The organism is Coleofasciculus sp. A1-SPW-01 (assembly GCF_040217205.1).
Classification (GTDB): domain Bacteria; phylum Cyanobacteriota; class Cyanobacteriia; order Cyanobacteriales; family Coleofasciculaceae; genus Coleofasciculus; species Coleofasciculus chthonoplastes_A.
Genome location: NZ_JAVJNP010000023.1, coordinates 112,776 through 129,175 on the forward strand (window position 1 = coordinate 112,776; position 16,400 = coordinate 129,175).

Annotated in this window: 11 protein-coding genes; 5 read left to right on the forward strand and 6 right to left on the reverse strand. The window is 44.7% G+C overall.

Going from position 1 to position 16,400, the window contains the following annotated elements:
* Window positions 1–28: 28 nt before the first annotated feature.
* Both RH949_RS04445 and RH949_RS04450 read right to left on the reverse strand, forming a co-directional pair.
* The gene (locus RH949_RS04445; protein WP_006100648.1) at window positions 29–1,621 is read right to left on the reverse strand and encodes a glycosyltransferase family 39 protein; all 1,593 of its coding nucleotides are present in this window, start codon (window positions 1,619–1,621) and stop codon (window positions 29–31) included.
* A gap of 62 nt (window positions 1,622–1,683) precedes the next feature.
* Entirely contained in the window at window positions 1,684–3,426 is a 1,743-nt protein-coding gene (locus RH949_RS04450; RefSeq protein WP_006100571.1) for a hypothetical protein, read from the reverse strand.
* 363 nt (window positions 3,427–3,789) lie between these two features.
* Between RH949_RS04450 and RH949_RS04455 the strand changes: the two genes are divergently transcribed.
* Window positions 3,790–4,794: an NAD-dependent epimerase gene (locus tag RH949_RS04455; RefSeq protein ID WP_446352048.1), complete on the forward strand. Its 1,005-nt coding sequence runs from the start codon at window positions 3,790–3,792 to the stop codon at window positions 4,792–4,794.
* A gap of 312 nt (window positions 4,795–5,106) precedes the next feature.
* Here the strand turns inward: RH949_RS04455 and RH949_RS04460 are convergent, their stop codons facing one another.
* Window positions 5,107–7,467 carry a GumC family protein gene (locus RH949_RS04460; protein WP_446352049.1) on the reverse strand — a complete coding sequence of 787 codons (2,361 nt, stop codon included), beginning with the start codon at window positions 7,465–7,467 and terminating at the stop codon, window positions 5,107–5,109.
* A gap of 225 nt (window positions 7,468–7,692) precedes the next feature.
* On the reverse strand, window positions 7,693–9,129 hold the full coding sequence (locus RH949_RS04465; protein ID WP_446352050.1) for a polysaccharide biosynthesis/export family protein: 1,437 nt from the start codon (window positions 9,127–9,129) through the stop codon (window positions 7,693–7,695).
* A 425-nt stretch (window positions 9,130–9,554) separates the two neighbouring features.
* Between RH949_RS04465 and RH949_RS04470 the strand changes: the two genes are divergently transcribed.
* Window positions 9,555–10,499: an Rpn family recombination-promoting nuclease/putative transposase gene (locus RH949_RS04470; protein ID WP_446352051.1), complete on the forward strand. Its 945-nt coding sequence runs from the start codon at window positions 9,555–9,557 to the stop codon at window positions 10,497–10,499.
* Between the two features lie 180 nt (window positions 10,500–10,679).
* Here RH949_RS04470 and sfsA read toward each other — a convergent pair whose 3' ends face one another.
* Window positions 10,680–11,420, reverse strand: coding sequence for a DNA/RNA nuclease SfsA (sfsA, locus tag RH949_RS04475; protein ID WP_446352063.1), 741 nt, complete (start codon window positions 11,418–11,420; stop codon window positions 10,680–10,682).
* 683 nt (window positions 11,421–12,103) lie between these two features.
* On the opposite strand from sfsA, the gene RH949_RS04480 reads away from it, so the two are divergent.
* Together RH949_RS04480 and RH949_RS04485 are read left to right on the forward strand one after the other, a co-directional pair.
* A complete protein-coding gene (locus RH949_RS04480; RefSeq protein WP_446352052.1) occupies window positions 12,104–12,283 on the forward strand; it encodes a hypothetical protein in 180 nt (59 codons plus the stop codon).
* Window positions 12,284–12,429: 146 nt separating this feature from the next.
* Window positions 12,430–13,842: an aminopeptidase P family protein gene (locus tag RH949_RS04485; protein ID WP_446352053.1), complete on the forward strand. Its 1,413-nt coding sequence runs from the start codon at window positions 12,430–12,432 to the stop codon at window positions 13,840–13,842.
* Window positions 13,843–14,228: 386 nt separating this feature from the next.
* Here the strand turns inward: RH949_RS04485 and RH949_RS04490 are convergent, their stop codons facing one another.
* Window positions 14,229–14,849, reverse strand: coding sequence for a hypothetical protein (locus RH949_RS04490; RefSeq protein ID WP_446352054.1), 621 nt, complete (start codon window positions 14,847–14,849; stop codon window positions 14,229–14,231).
* Between the two features lie 31 nt (window positions 14,850–14,880).
* Between RH949_RS04490 and RH949_RS04495 the strand changes: the two genes are divergently transcribed.
* Window positions 14,881–16,107: a methionine gamma-lyase family protein gene (locus RH949_RS04495; RefSeq protein WP_446352055.1), complete on the forward strand. Its 1,227-nt coding sequence runs from the start codon at window positions 14,881–14,883 to the stop codon at window positions 16,105–16,107.
* The last annotated feature ends 293 nt before the right edge of the window (window positions 16,108–16,400 follow it).

Sequence of the window (16,400 nt, forward strand, 5' to 3'; positions counted from 1 at the left end):
GGCAACAAAAAGACTCACAACATATAACTTATCTTGCTGAATTTGGCAAGGAAAGCTGTTCCCATAAATATAGGCTTTGACCTTGAACAACTAATTTACTTGTAGAATTAAAATCGACTAAAGACCGAGATGTATCATGTTTAGTATACTTAAACAAGAAAACATGATTAACATTATCTGGAATCGTTGCACTTGTCAAAGTAGTGAGTGGTTGCAGCCACGTTTTTGGCTCTAATCGATAGCTCAGTGTTAAAATCCGAATGGGGGACGCATCACTAATCACCAGGGGACGTGGGGCTTGATTAATCACTTGTCCAATTTTAACATAGTAGTCTGAATTATCATCCATACTCCAAGTTACGGCTCTAGGAGAACTAACCATACAACCAATCACGCCACCCGAAATAATTGCGATCGCACAAATTCTCCACCATCGTTGTTTCCATGTCCTAACAGTAGCCATCTGAGTTCCAAAGAGGTAGGCAAACGCTATCTGTATACCTAAATAGCTAGGGATAAGGTACCGTAGTCGAGTTGATAGTGAACTCCCGAATATCAAGTCAGGTATCATCAGCGTTAAAGCTGAAATTCCTACGATAGCAACGATAAACAACCCAACCTTTTTGGGTGCATGACGCCAGAGAAAGTACAGCGCATAAATTGCCAAAATAATAATTATCATATTAGCGGCGCCTAAGTCAGCATCAAAAAATGCACGGTTGATATTTCGGAACCATTGATTTGTTAAACGAGATAGAGAAGTTTTGCCTCCCCATTGTGTCAGATTGTTCTGGGATTTCAGCCAAGCATTAAATATCACCCAAGTCCAGGGAATAAAAGCAATTAGTCCGATTAAAAGACTTTGACAATAACGAATAACTGTTTTATGCAAGCGGCACTGATGCAGTATGAATACATAAACTCCCTGGGCTAAGACGACTAATCCAAATAACAAGTGACAATACAAACCAATGATTAGGCTTAGGGCATAGACTCCCCAATTTCTTGTCGTATTAAGTCGGAGTGCTTGGAGTAAGGTGGCACTGGATACAAGAACCGCAACTGTCCATAAACTATATTGTCTGGCTTCTTGGGCATACACGATATGCAGCGGTGAAATTGCAACGATTGCGACCGAAATTTCGGCAATAAATGGTGAGTTAAACAATTCTCTACCTAGCCAATAAATACTCGGAAAAACCAGAAAACTTATTAAAACTGACAAACTTCTAATAACAGTTACTGGGTTGTCAAACCACTGCATCCAAACCTTCATCCAATTGTATGCCATGAGATAATACAAAGGTGAATGTTCAGGATGAGTCATGAGAGCTTGAACGGTATCCATTAAACTGGTTTCAGGATGAGGAAATTTGTATTTGTCTAGGTGTTTTACAGGAATATTTTGATTATAAACCTGCTCAATTATCTCCGTTTCCGTATACCCTGAAATTCTTAAAGACGTTCTGACCTCATCTTCCCAGTAAAACTTATGGTCAAGCTTGACGACTCTAAATAATACGCCGAGCAATAGAATGACAATGATGCAAAGCTTGAACGCATCACGATAATGTAAATGCACCTTTTGTTGGTTTTGGCTGGATTTGACTAACTGTTTCATCGGGTATACACGGTATAGCAGTCAATTGAATTAATTGCAATTCATCTCTTGAACTCAGATTATTAATTCCGTTTTCTTTGAGCAAATTTAAGTATACAATCTGTTGGTAAAACAACCAAATATTCTGTTTCCAAAACTGAGCATTGCTCCATAATACCAGACAACGCTGGTATGATTCCCTGCTCAAGCTCCGTCACGACTGCTCTGGCTTCCGAAAACTGCATCAGCCAATTACTTCCCCTAATATATTCTGGAGTAAAGGCGGTGCGATCCAGAAGCCAAAAATCTGCTCCATAGGTTTCAATTACGTTTCGTGCTAAGGTTAAATCTGCACTATACTGAGCGCGGATTAAATCAATTGTTCTTTGGCGAATTTGATTATAGTATTCAACATGATAAGGAATAGTATACATTTCGCTAGTTAAAACCGAGCGTTGGGCAAAGCTTGGTATATTATTGGCTTCTTCTGATAAAGAAGCAATCATAATATGTTTGGGTTGCTGGCTGAAAAACTCATAGAGGAGCGGTTCCTTACCTTGTTTATACTTGGCATAGGGAAATGGTGTAAAAACGGGATAAATAATCAGCACAATTGCCAAAAACACTGTAGTACCCCTCGCTAAATATCCTTTCCATGGGTAAGATTTAGGCGAGCATTTTGCCCAATTAAACAAAGCCTGTAAGCTTACCGTCAATGTGATTCCTGCCGCTAATGCCAGCAATACCAGTAAACTGTGCATCGTATAGCGGCTGGGGTGATGTAGCTGGAACAAGAGAACATGGGCAATAACAAACATACCCAAAGAAGCGATAATACCTTGAATTAAAACCTGCACCTTAGGAGTCACCTGTCTTGCCAAAGGAAACTGGGATGACTTCCACAAGAGAAACGGTAAAAATAAACCCGTATAAATTAATGGAGTTATCCTTGACAGGCGGGGTACAAGACTACTTCGCTTCCCGTAAAACCAAAACTCCAAAAAGTTGTCGTGAAAAAAAGGAGTTCGTCCACCCGGTAAAAATTCTGGCGATATCTTTGCTTGTGCAGCCGTAATAACGGCTCCAAACTCCGAGGATTGTAACGCATAAGGCAGCATAACCAGAAACGCCGTTCCTAGTCCAGCTACACAAAATAAATAGTCTTGTTTATTCCCAGACAAACAAAGTCGTCCTTTGTGCCAACGCCATAGCTGTAATACTAAAATTCCTGATGAAATGAATACACACTGGGGATAAAATAATCCTTGGAGCGCGAGCGCGATTAAACAGGGCAGCAATGATCGCCGCAATAGATAGTACAAAAACGCTAAAAATAGTGGATAAATAAACGCCCGGGGTGTACCTGAGACTAAATCATACCGCATCCAAAGCGTTTGATTGAGAACTAAAGAGGCAATAAATCCTGCTGCTGGTACAGGTAATAACTGCAAGCAAGTTGCAAAACAATAGCTAGTTGTAATTACACCCAATAAAGTAGGCAACAATTTATTTAAAATCAGTGGAGGGATGCCTAGCTGAGCGATTAACCAGTAAAGCGCGGCATATCCCGAAGGTGCTACCGATTGATGGTAATCAGTAATTAAATCATTAGGAAATAGGGCAGGATCTAAGAACCGCTGCATCCAGAATACATGCTGACGAGCATCACTATCAATCAGATAGTTACCGCGAAACGCTAGCTCTAGGGCTAATACGCTGTAAATTACAGAGAACGTTAGGCTCAAACTGAACCAAAATCTAAGCTGAGATCGGTGTATTTTATAAGTGGGTGTCGTGAGCCATTGTTGCAGATAAGAGATTTGCATAGTAGCGATTGAAGATTACCCGTCAAGTTTTCAGAGAAACCAGAAGCCAAACAATCTAAAAAATAAGACGACAAAGCCTCCATTCTCGACAATCTTGTTATAGTAATAGGCTGGTAGCCAAGGTATTTCCAGTTACATGCCACTTAAATAAACATGTTTTGAGTGTAAAACCACCTATACAATGGGAAATCACCAGTCCAATCACCTCTTGAGTCTGTGTCATTCATTGCCAATCTGCTGTTCAATGCAATTTCTATCATCTGGGCATTAGTAGAGTATCAGATATTCCAGTTAAATTAAAGCAGTGTAGCATTAATCCTGAGCAAGTCAATTTAAGGTAAGAGTTTAGAGAGGAGCAGATATATGGTCAACGTTTTAGTTACAGGCGCCGCCGGCTTTATCGGATACCACCTCAGTCAACGGTTACTTGCCCAGGGTGATACCGTGATTGGACTGGATAACCTGAATGCCTACTATGATGTCTCCCTCAAACAGGCTCGACTGGCGCAACTAGAGAACCAACCTGGGTTTCGCTTTTATAAACTAGACTTAGCCGATAGAGAGGGAATTGCCCAGTTATTTGCCCAAGAATCCTTTGAGTGTGTCATCCATCTGGCGGCGCAGGCGGGGGTTCGCTATTCCTTGAAAAATCCCTATGCCTATGTGGATAGTAACTTGGTGGGTTTTACCAATATCCTGGAAGGATGTCGCCATTCTGACATCAAGCATCTAGTGTTTGCTTCCTCCAGTTCGGTGTACGGCGCGAATACGAAAGTGCCGTTTTCGGTACAGGATAATGTCGATTCTCCCGTTAGCCTCTATGCGGCTACTAAGAAAGCGAATGAATTAATGGCTCATGCCTATAGTCATCTGTATAACATCCCGACAACTGGCTTGCGCTTTTTTACAGTCTATGGGTCGTGGTATCGTCCCGATATGGCATTATTTTTATTTACCAAAGCGATTCTCGCTGAACAGCCGATTAATGTGTTCAATTATGGTCGGATGCAACGGGATTTTACTTACGTTGATGATGTTGTCGAGGGGGTGGTGCGAGTCATGGGTAAAATTCCGCCGCCGGAAGCGTCAGGAAATGCTTTACCTGGTTCGAGAAGTTCTGCTCCTTACAAACTCTACAACATTGGCAATAATCAACCGATTGAATTGCTACAACTCATCGAAACTCTAGAACAGTGTTTGGGCAAAACGGCGGTGAAAAATATGCTACCTATGCAACCGGGAGATGTGCCGATTACTTATGCGGATGTGGATGATTTGATGCAAGAGGTGGGATTTAGACCGAATACGCCGATTGAAGTGGGTGTGGAACGTTTTGTTCAATGGTATCGGTCTTATTACAATATTTAGGGGCTGCTGAATAAGTTTGGGGAACAGGGAACAGGGAACAGGGAACAGTTTCAACCCCCTGTTGGGGGGAAATTTTGCCATCGCGGAGGCTTACAAGCCAAGGATGCAAGATCTCAAAAGTGTAAAAACCTTGCACTTGTTGGGTGGAAAAATGGCTTTAAACCCTTGTATAGTATAGCTTCACAATTAATTCAGCAAGCCCTATTTAGGTCAAAAATAATATTTAATCGGGGCGGGTTTAGTCGCATCTAGGTGCAACAGAAATGATAGTAGTGAAACCCGCCCCTACACAGGTGAAGGTTTAAACCTTTTTTATTCGTGATTCTTCTGTTCGTCATCCGGCTGGATGTTTTCCTCCATCCGTTTCATCAAGAGCTGTTTGGCTTTGAGGATATCGGATTCGGTTCCAGTTGCATAATGATTGTGATAGTAGTAGTAAGACCGGGTGGTATACCCTTTAACACCATTGGCAACCACTCCTAACACGGTAGCGTTAGAAATTCTCATACTATCTAGGGCTTGCATTAACGCCGAGCGATCGCTCTTACCCAAGCCCACCACCATCATCACACCATCAGCGTGAGCCGCCAAGAGACGACCATCTGCTAGTCCTAACACAGGTGGTGTATCGTAAATCACTAGGTCAAAAACCGCATGAAATTGTTCCATCAAATGTTGCATCTTCTTGGAACACAGCAGCCGACTGGGATCAGGGGGGACTTGACCGGCGGTGAGGACATACAACCGATCCCACATCGGTAGGCGCTGGATTGCTTGTTTTGCTGTCAGTCCAGTAGCAATGACGTTACTTAAGCCCACCTGGTTGTCTAGGTTCAAATAGTGATGAACCTGAGGGCGGCGTAAGTCCGCATCCACCAGCAATACTCGTTGACCCATGGCGGCGGCGGCTTGGGCGAGGTGAACGGAAACCGTCGATTTTCCTTCTGAGGGGGTGGCGGAACTAATAATAATGGAGTGAACGGGTGTATCGCTACCCAGAAACCGAATATTCGTTTGGAGGGAACGGAATGATTCTAAGAAGGGAGACGCATTGTAGCTTCGGGATGAATGGCGAGATTTTCGACCGTTAGTGGACGGGGATGATGATGTCATCTGGGTTAAGTTTGCCGTAGACATCATCTGTTGTTTGAGTTGTTTTTGGTAGGGAATAATGCCCAGTAGAGGCAGTTTGGTTAAGTCTTTGAGTTCATCGGGAGAATGGAAGACATTATCCAAACGTTCGATCAGCAACGCCACGCCCATACCTAACAATAATCCCGCGATCGCCCCTAATGTGATATTGCGCTGGGTATTGGGCCACACGGGGACTTGGGGGACTTCTGGCTTTAATATAATCTGCCAGGGTAAGGCTTTCTGGGCGGCTTCAATTTCCAGATTTTCCCGCACCGCCAGAAAGCGATTTAAACTATCGGTGGCGACTTGGAGTTCTCGCTGTAAGTCTGTGTAGCGGCGGGCGATGACGGGAATTTGTTTGACCTGGAGGTTGAGCATTTGAGCCGATCGCGCGATCGCACTTTGCTTGACTTGCAAGACTTGCAGTTGATTAGTCGCTTGCACCAGTTGCTGGGTCAAGTTTGTGCGAATCGAATTGGGGGAAGCACTGGAAACCCCAGCCTCGGTTAGGCTTGCGCCCAATACGTTTTGGGATTCTTGGTTGAGTAAGGGTAAGAGATTATCCCGTTTCTGGCGCAAGGCTTGCATCGTGGGACTTTGTGGCGTAAACCGCGCCGATTCTAGGGCGATCTGGGATTCAAGTTCCGCGAGTTGGTTAAGTAACTGTTGGTAGCGAGGGGCTTCACTGAGGGTTACAGTAGCAACAGCTTGCTGGGGTGATAATCCCAACTGCTGTAAGAGGGTATTGTAAAGCGATCGCGTTTCTTGATACTGAACCTGAGTTTGCAACTGCTGCTGTTCGATCGCGCTCACCCGTTGAGATAACTCTTGGGCTTGGATTTCCGGGTCGAGGAGGTTATGTTGTTGGCGAAAGGCTTGCAGTTGTCCTTGCAGCTTATTCACGCGATCGCGCAGCACGGGTAATTGATCATCAACGAACTGAATTCCCTGTTTCAGGTTCAGTTGTCGCTCTTGTAGGGAGTAGCGTAGATAACCTCGAGCAACTTCGTGTAAAACCCGCCGCACTCTTTCCGGCTCAGTATCCCGATAACGCCCTTCCAGAATCTTGGTGTCCCCCAGTCGGCTGACAATTAGCTGAGTCATTAAGGACTCGTAACTGACCTCAGGATAATGCTTGTGGATCTCTTGGACAATAGCCTCCATTAGCTGAGGACTGCGTAACACCTGAATCTGGGTATCATAATCCAGTGTGGAATTCCGTCCATCACCGCCACCCACTGCTTCCGTGAGTTTGTCTAAGTCTCCTTCCTCGGTGACGGGTTCGACCAACAGTTGAAACTTGCTCTCATACTTCGGTGTCTGATTCAACGTCCAAAAACTGATCCCCGATGTCACTGCGATCGCGACTCCAGCAATCACTAACGCCCGACGCCGAATCACGTTGACTAACTGTCGCAATGTCCATTCATCAGGTTCGGGTTCCGGAGGTGGCGTCCGGTAGACCATCGGTGGTGCATACTGCGGGTGTTTTCCATTACCATTAGGCGATAATGGTGGCTGAATCTGACCGATTTCCATCTTCCCCCTACTCCTTCTGCGTGGATTGAGCGCGTTCGTCAAAAAATCATTTTACCTTGTTTAATTGTGTACTAGGTTGGCTCAAAATCGTCACGAATACCGCTGAAATTTACAAATTTGATAGGAGTAGGGAATCAGCCATCAACAATCCAATTCCTCAAAAACGGTAACAGAAGCAACAATATCCCTATTTTCTGTAGAGACGTGCCATGGCACGTCTCTACTCTAAAATCCAAAAAATCTAAACACAGAGAACACACTACCAATCGGACTGACAATTGTCCCCAATGTATCCGTGACGCGGGTCAAACCGGAACGTCTGACGATAATCACATCATTAGGGCGCAATGGCGGATTGCTTTCATCGTTAACATCAGCCGTAAAATCCACCTCGATTTCCCGTTTTTTAACCGTACCATTGGGTTGCAGACGAATCAACTCTACAGAACTCTTGCGGGCGCGGCGATTATCAAATCCGCCAGATGCTAGCAGGGCTTGATTTAAGGGGGCGTTAGCAGGGACGGAAACTGTACCGGGTTTCTGAACTTCTCCCACCACATTGACATTGATAATCGCCGCCGAAAAGCTCGCTGATGCCAATTTTGTCGCTTCTAAAGCGGTCAGGGTTTCGGCTTCCGGGACTCTAATCGTGTCTCCCTGTTGCAGAATCACATCTTCAGAGAGATCACCCTCTTGCAGGAGTTCCCAGAGATTGACAACGATCAGTTGCTCAGAGCCATCTCTGGTGGTGCGTCGCACTTCAACATTACGAATATCGGCAGATTGAGTAATACCTCCGGCTACTTGAATCGCTTGAGTTACCGTTGGCGGTTCTGTATTGTTACCACCGCCGCCACCAGCCTGGTCAGCCGTAGCCGCTCCCGATGTGGCGGCGGTAACGGTATAAGGACCCGGACGCACCACTTCCCCGACTACGGCAACTTTAATTGGCTTAACCGCCTCTGGCGAAAAACTCGCGGTTGCCAGTTGACGGCTTTCTAGGGGGTCAATTCCGGTGGTGGTGGGGATAAAGATTTCATCACCATCTCTCAAGGTCACATCTTGAGCGAGATCGCTATTTTGCAATAACTCCCAGAGATTAATTGTATAGGTTTGTCGGGTAGCTGAGTTCATCCGGCGGCGGATTTGCACGTTTCGCACATCAGCCGAGCGACTAATTCCACCAGCAAGCTGAACCACTTGAGTCACGGAGGGAAATTGTTGTCCTTCGTTCAGAGTTACGCTGTAGGAACCCGGACGATTGACTTCTCCCGCGACCGCGATTTTTAGGGGGCGAGGATCAATCAGGGTTAAGGTGACTAAAGGGCGTCTGACATAGGGAGCGTATCGCTGAGAAATCCGTTCACTAGCCGCATTAATGGTTAACCCTTCGACAGGGATACTGCCAGCAACGGGTAAATTAAGGGTTCCATCTACTAAAACCTGGTATTCTCCACTGTATTCGGGAACATCAAAGATGGTTACGCCCACGCGATCGCCTGATCCGAGGGTATAGGGTAAATCGGGTGGTGGATTCGTAACCGTCGTGGGTGCAAGGGGCGAAAATGTAGGGACTTGCGCCATTCCCGGAAGCGGTGCGGTTATGGCAAAAAAGGCGAATAGGGTTAAACCTGCCACAGATGGTGTTAAATGCTTGCTCAAGTTGATCCTCCCGATCCCTATGGTGCGAAAACTCTCAATGGGTTCTTTAACTCTCAGTTTAGTCATATTTATTACAGATGTCTTGGCTCATGCGTGATCAGCTCACATTACCGTTGAAGCCAATGGGGACGAAAAAGTTCTTTTGCCAAACCGTTAAAGCTGAAGGGGTGACAAGCTCGCGTCAAAGGTAGGTAGAGTGTGGGGTATGGGAAAAATCTTTAGAGAAACACAAGCGATATCCCTGTCAACGTTAGGGAGAAGGCTCGTCTCAACTATGATCAATATATAGACTCGTTTCGAGAATACCTGTCGGTGTAATTGAAACCGTCTGCTCCAGCAACGTAATCGGCTACGTCTTCAAAAAAAGCAAATTATGCTAAAAAAAATTATACTTTTAATATTTAAATTATTGATAAATTATGATCATGAGATTTATTAGCCCCAAAACAGATTTTGCCTTCAAGAAAATCTTTGGCGCGAAGGATAGCAAAGATATCTTGATTAGCTTTTTAAACGCTTTAATCTATAATGCCAATCCAGTAATTCAGGATTTAGAAATTATTGATCCGTACAATCCTGGAGATGTTGTCGATTTAAAAGATAGTTATCTTGATGTCAGAGCTGTCCTGGATAATGGCTCAACGGTGTTAATCGAAATGCAGGTGCTTAACGTGGCATCCTTTGAAAAGCGGGTCATTTATAACCTGACAAAAACTTATGCTAATCAATTAAAATATGGAGAAGGATACTCCCATCTTAAACCCGCGATCGCCTTAACGATAACGGATTTCCAACTCTTTGACCAGACTCAGCGGTTCCTGACTCGTTTTGGCTTAAAGGAAAAACAGGAATTATTTGACTATACCGATCCGGAAATCGAACTAATTTTTGTCGAATTAACCAAATTCAATAAAAAGCTTGAGCAGTTAGACAATTTAACCGATAAATGGATTTACTTTATTAAAGACGCTCCCAGCTTGGAAGTCATTCCACCCACGTTTAGACAGGTTCCCGAACTCGAGAAAGCCATGAATATTGCTAACCAAGCGAATTTAAGTGTAGAGGAATTAGAAAAAATACGCAAGCGAGAGGTATTCCTTGAAGATCAACGGGGATTTATTGTTAAGGCAAAGCAGGAGGGACGAGTAGAGGGACGAGTAGAAGGACGAGTAGAAGGACGAGTAGAAGAAGGAATCCGATGGACATTGCGTTTACTGGAGCGTCAGTTTGGGTCAATTCCGCCCGCAATCATTAATCAGATTCAAAACTTGTCTGTTGAAGAATTAGAAGATCTAGGTGATGCTATTTTAGATTTTAACGATTTAGAGGAATTATCGGTTTGGTTACAAGACAATACAAAGGGCAGGTAAATAAGAGCAGTATACCGATCCAGCAATCGAGAAAGCCATGAATATCGCTAACCGCTAATTTATCGGGATGATCGGGATTATCGCGGTTGTAGGGGCGAGTCGCTGCATATCGTAGGCGGCGTGAGAATTCAGGTATCTCGACTCGCCCTCATCTGATGTATGCGGGTAATTCTCTAATCCCTAATCAACAAGAAACTCGGCTAACCCTAAATAGCGAATACCTTGGGGAGTAATCTCAAAACGACAGGGTAACACCTCAAGCCCATGGAGAACCGCTTCTCGCAAAAGTTTTCCGTAAACAGGATCAGTACTATCACCTGGACTAAAGCGATCGCAGTCCCCCCGATTGATAAAATAAAGCATGATCGCCTTGGCTTGGGGTAATAACTTCTGGAGTTCTTGCAGGTGCTTTTGTCCCCTTGTGGTTACGGTGTCGGGAAATAAGGCTAAGGTTCCCTGCGCCCAAGTCGTATTTTTCACTTCCAAATAAATAGAAGGCGCGTCATTCTCCCCCGTTAGCACAAAATCAACCCGACTTTTCCGGTTTTCACCATAAACCACTTCGGGGCGAATTTGGCTGTAGCGATTGGCTAATTCCGGAATCAGCCTTTGTTCCAGGATGATCTTCATCACCCGATTGGGTAGGGCGGTATTAATCCCCACCCAAGTTGGTTGGGTGTCATTGACTTGGATCATCTCCCAGGTGTAGGCTAATTTGCGCTTAGGGTTATCACTACGAGAGACCTGAACTAAACTTCCAGGGGTGGAAACCCCTGTCATTGGACCCGTATTCGGACAGTGGGCGACAATGGTTTCCCCTGATGTAAGCTGAATATCGGCAAAAAACCGCTTGTAGCGTCTGAGTAGCGTCCCCGTCTCTAGCGGTGGGTAACTGTAAATCCAATCGGAGCGATCGTCCATTAATTTTTTGGAACTGTTCACATTACTTAACTAATATATTAAAATAACTTAATATACAGTAACATTCAATGGACTCAACATGGCTAACTCAGACCAACGGAAACAGCGGATCATGGAACACATAAAGCGCTCGATCACCATTCCTCAGCGAGGCTTTTCGATGAATTCCGATTCTAAAAAACAACAGATTATGGATCATATCAAAATGACACGAGGTTAGGGTCAATTGTGATCGATTGAAATCAGCCAGTCTGTCAGGGATAGTTCCGGTTCCCATTCTCCCCTCCGAAAGTCTCCCCTCCGAAAGCGAAGAGGTTACAAGTAAGTTAGGTACACAGACAGATCCCCGACTTCTCCAAGAAGTCGGGGATCTTGCTTGAGGCTGTACCTCATCGACCTGAAATCTGCTGTAAATATTTGGCAGGTAAGTCTTGAACAGAGCTCAATTCACTCAATTAATTATGCTTTGATTTAAATTTATTTTTCGATTTAAAAATAAAAATAACTAGCTTAAAACACCAAAAATCTACGAAACTTTTTGATTTCTTTTGGCGTCCCTTAAGACTAAATGGATAAATAAAAATAAAGGCTGACTCATGTTTTCAGGAAAACCAAACACGAGAAAACCCCTTTGGACGTCTCTCGCTTCATTAAGCTTACTGCTGATGATGGGTAGTTTAACGATGACCTCCTGCGGACTGGTAAAACCCATCAGTGAATCCACGCCACAAAATGAAAATCAGGCAACTGAGAATGATTCAGTCATAGATGCTGATCAAGACGCCGCTGAAGAAAAAACGGAGGCAGAAAAACGGTATGAAGCGGAAGGGATAGACACCACTGCTGATGATGATCCTGAATAATCTCAAATGCGAATTTTCCTTATATACACCAACAGTTTTGACTCATAGGATAAAAAAGTAGCAGGCTCTCACCTCCAAGTTACAGGTTGGACGTCTAAGATATAACAGTTTTGTTATCATACAGTGATGGGTTAACACAATTGTTAATGGAGAGCCAGCAAAACTACGATAGCCTAGCCACAACCCTGCGCGATCGCCGAGTTCGTCTCGCCCAGCTTATTGATTTTCCTGTCATTCTCTGGGCGGGCAAGTCTTATCCACGTAACTTTCCGGCAAATCCGTTTCCATTTCGCGCCAGTAGCCATTTTCTCTACTTTGCAGGTTTACCGTTGGAAGGTGCTGCCATTTATCTCAACCATGGCAGGTTGGAACTGTTTCTGGATGAACCCTCGCCAGCCAGTACCCTTTGGCATGGGGAAATGCCTAAACGAGAGGAGATTGCCCAACAAATGGGTGCTGATGCGGCGTTTCCATTATCAGAATTAGCCTCACGCACAGCCGATGCTGCAACGTTGGCGGTGCAAGATATCGCCACTTATCAGCAGCAAGAACAACTGTTAAATCGAGGCGTCAACCGGGCTAACGCCCCCGAAGGAATTGACCGAGACTTAGCCAAAGCCATTGTATACTTGCGACTGTGCCACGATGCTGAGGCATTATCCGAGTTACGCCAAGCCGCCGCCGTGACGGTAGCTGCCCATAAAGCGGGAATGCAGGCAATTGGGGGTAGAGATGTGGCAACAGAATGTCTCTACGAAGCCACAATCCGGGGGGCGATGGAAGGGATGATTCTTGCCCACAACATGAGTTGTGCTTATGGCAGTATTGTCACCGTTCACGGCGAAGTGTTGCACAATGAACAGTATCACCATCCCTTGCAACCCGGAGATTTACTGTTGGCAGATGTGGGGGCAGAAACGGAGAGAGGATGGGCAGCTGATGTGACTCGTACCTTCCCTGTAACCGGAAGGTTTTCTGCGACGCAGCGCGATATTTACGAGACTGTTTTAGCCGCCCATAACGCTTGTATTGAGAAAATTCATCCCGGTGTGGAATATCGCGATATTCATCTGTTAGCCGCCGCCACCCTGACTCAAGGATTAGTGGATTTGGGGATTCTGCGGGGACAGGTATCAGATTTAGTCGAACGAGATGCTCATGCTTTGTTCTTTCCTCATGGCATTGGGCATTTGCTGGGCTTAGATGTGCATGATATGGAAGATTTAGGAGATTTAGCGGGATATGCAGAGGGGCGAGTCAGGAGCGATCGCTTTGGGTTAGGATTTCTGCGATTGGATCGACCATTACAACCTGGAATGCTAGTGACGATTGAACCTGGATTCTATCAAGTTCCAGCTATTTTAAATGATCCAGAACGACGCGCCAAGTATCAAGATGTGGTTAATTGGAATCGTTTGGCTGAGTTTGCTGATGTGCGTGGGATTCGGATTGAGAATGATGTTTTAGTCACTCCGGAGGGTAGTGAAGTTCTCACCGCCACTTTACCAACTGAGGCAGATGCGATTGAAGAATTGGTTCTATTAGGTGGGAGAAATTAAAGTTAATAGTGGGGATCGCCATTTGTCTTATGTCATAAGCTGTTCGGCATTTAAACCTTAATGTCAATAATGGTGAAATCCTTGCTGTAGTGCGAGCATCTTGCTCGCTACATTGAGCATCTTGCTCGCTACATTGAGCATCTTGCTCACTGACTTAAGGCTGGTGGGCAATGCCCACCCTACAGTATCTCTACCACCCTCTTGCATCCTGGGATTGCAAGCTGACCTAATACTAAGGTGCGTTCTATCGCTTTATTGTCACTCTGGGAAACGAAATGTTAAATCTGATTGCTGAAAGCCATGGCTGCAAAGCATTTGGGCATTTAGAAACTGATAGAAACTTATGATATAGGGGTAAGTTGCCAAACTCCCTGACTGTAAGGGTTTCAGGCTTCGTCCTTCCGAAAGTGACATAAGAGCGATATCATGTCATTCTGAGCGAAGCGTGAAGCGAAGCTATAGCGAGGAAAGAGATACGAGAATCTGGACAGATGCTTCGCGTCACTCCGTTTCACTGCGTTCTGCTCAGCATGACATATAATTGTCCCTGAATTACTATCGACTATTTCCTCCACTCCTGAAGCCGAAACCTGAATTAGGGATAAGTTACTATCAACTGTTCCTTTTAGATAAATATCTCCGGGTAACTCACCGCCAATATCAATTAAACCGATAATGTCTTGAGTCATCGTATTAAAGTTAAACTGAAAATACTTGCCCGTTGATACACCATCGTTAATAGTGTTGTATGTTTTGATCGGGTGATTCGATGGATCAGCAAAAGAAACGGTCAAGCTTTCTAAGGCTTGAGTTGTACCCACTCCTTTTTCTGATAGTATAGCAGGAGCCGTTTTTTCATCATAATTGAAGGTTCCTGTTGCCGAATACCCCTGATTGCCTTGCCAAGTAAAATTAACCGTCATTGCTTCAGCGGGAGCGATGCTAGTCAGGAGGAGGCTTAGGGCTAAACTGGTTACGATAACAAGTTGGACAAAAATACGTTGCATTTTATGGATTTGATCTAAAAAAAACAATTCTATGGTAATCAACAGTTCAGAACAGCTTCAAGATGCTGTTAAAGCACTCCGCCCAATTTTTGAAGAGATTGACATCAACGTCAAGCAAAATCTGAAAAAAGTCCTGATGGCTTTTCGTAATTATCGCGTTGGGGTACATCACTTTGCTGGAGTGAGTGGTTATGGTCATGACGATTTAGGTCGGCAAACCTTAGACCAAGTATTTGCAGAAGTCATGGGTGCTGAAGCAGCAGCCGTGCGAGTTCAATTGGTTTCTGGAACTCATGCGATCGCCTGTTGCTTGTTTGGGGTGTTGCGTCCTGGTGACGAGATGGTATCTGTGGTGGGTGCGCCTTACGATACCTTAGAAGAAGTGATTGGTGTTCGAGGTCAAGGTCAAGGATCATTACGGGAGTTTGGCATTGATTATCGTCAGTTAGAATTAACTGCTGATGGAACAATAGATTGGCAGGCGTTAAAAACAGCAATTGGACAACGTACACGCCTGGTCTTAATTCAGCGATCGTGTGGTTATTCTTGGCGTCCTAGTCTTTCTATAACAGACATCGAAAAAATTGTCCAATGCGTTAAACAGCAAAATCCGAATACAATTTGTTTTGTCGATAACTGTTACGGCGAGTTTATTGAAGACAAAGAACCTCCAACCGTTGGTGCGGATTTAGTGGCGGGATCGTTGATTAAAAATCCGGGTGGCACAATTGTCACTGCTGGGGGATATATCGCTGGAAAAGCCGAGTTAGTCGAAGCGGCAACCTGTCGATTAACCGCCCCCGGAATTGGTAGTTCGGGTGGGGCAACATTTGAACAGAATCGGTTATTATTTCAAGGACTTTTTCTCGCCCCGCAAATGGTGGGAGAGGCAATTAAGGGAACGCATTTAACCGCTTATGTCTTTGATCAGTTAGGCTATCCCGTCAATCCTCAACCCATGGCATCTCGCCGAGATGTTATTCAGGCAATTCAGTTAGGTTCACCGGAGAAATTAATCGCCTTTTGTCGGGCAATTCAGCAATATTCTCCCATTGGTTCCTATCTCGATCCTGTACCCGCCAAAATGCCGGGATATGAGAGTCAGTTAGTTATGGCGGGAGGAACGTTTATTGATGGGAGTACCTCGGAGTTTTCTGCTGATGGACCGTTGCGAGAGCCTTATATTGTATTTTGTCAAGGGGGAACCCATTGGACTCATGTCGCGATCGCACTGGAAGCAGCAATAGAAGCAATATAGGGTGGGGGAATTCGTCAACTTGGACGCCAGGAAATAAATTTCTTATCTTTAAGCTCAAGTAAGAATGGAGCTTACTGGATAAAACTTTGAACCCGTTTTAACGGGTTTTAGCTTTAAGCCAGAACTTTAGTTCTAGGCTTAAGGAGCTTACTTTTTTTGCACGCGACAGGGGAGAAACAGGGAAGTTTGGAAAGTAATGATTTGGCACACCTAATGTAATTAATCAATTACATTCCATCCAGAAACTGTAGGGGCGCAAAGACTTGCGCCCCATTCAATTGTCACATCTAATC

Bases quoted from the DNA above. Each gene is read 5' to 3' on its own strand.
- RH949_RS04485 (WP_446352053.1), top strand. From the start codon at position 12,430: ATGGAGAGCCAGCAAAACTACGATAGCCTAGCCACAACCCTGCGCGAT.
- RH949_RS04470 (WP_446352051.1), top strand. From the start codon at position 9,555: ATGAGATTTATTAGCCCCAAAACAGATTTTGCCTTCAAGAAAATCTTT.
- RH949_RS04495 (WP_446352055.1), top strand. From the start codon at position 14,881: ATGGTAATCAACAGTTCAGAACAGCTTCAAGATGCTGTTAAAGCACTC.
- sfsA (WP_446352063.1), bottom strand. From the start codon at position 11,420: ATGGACGATCGCTCCGATTGGATTTACAGTTACCCACCGCTAGAGACG.
- RH949_RS04455 (WP_446352048.1), top strand. From the start codon at position 3,790: ATGGTCAACGTTTTAGTTACAGGCGCCGCCGGCTTTATCGGATACCAC.
- RH949_RS04480 (WP_446352052.1), top strand. From the start codon at position 12,104: ATGACCTCCTGCGGACTGGTAAAACCCATCAGTGAATCCACGCCACAA.
- RH949_RS04445 (WP_006100648.1), bottom strand. From the start codon at position 1,621: ATGAAACAGTTAGTCAAATCCAGCCAAAACCAACAAAAGGTGCATTTA.
- RH949_RS04460 (WP_446352049.1), bottom strand. From the start codon at position 7,467: ATGGAAATCGGTCAGATTCAGCCACCATTATCGCCTAATGGTAATGGA.
- RH949_RS04450 (WP_006100571.1), bottom strand. From the start codon at position 3,426: ATGCAAATCTCTTATCTGCAACAATGGCTCACGACACCCACTTATAAA.
- RH949_RS04490 (WP_446352054.1), bottom strand. From the start codon at position 14,849: ATGCAACGTATTTTTGTCCAACTTGTTATCGTAACCAGTTTAGCCCTA.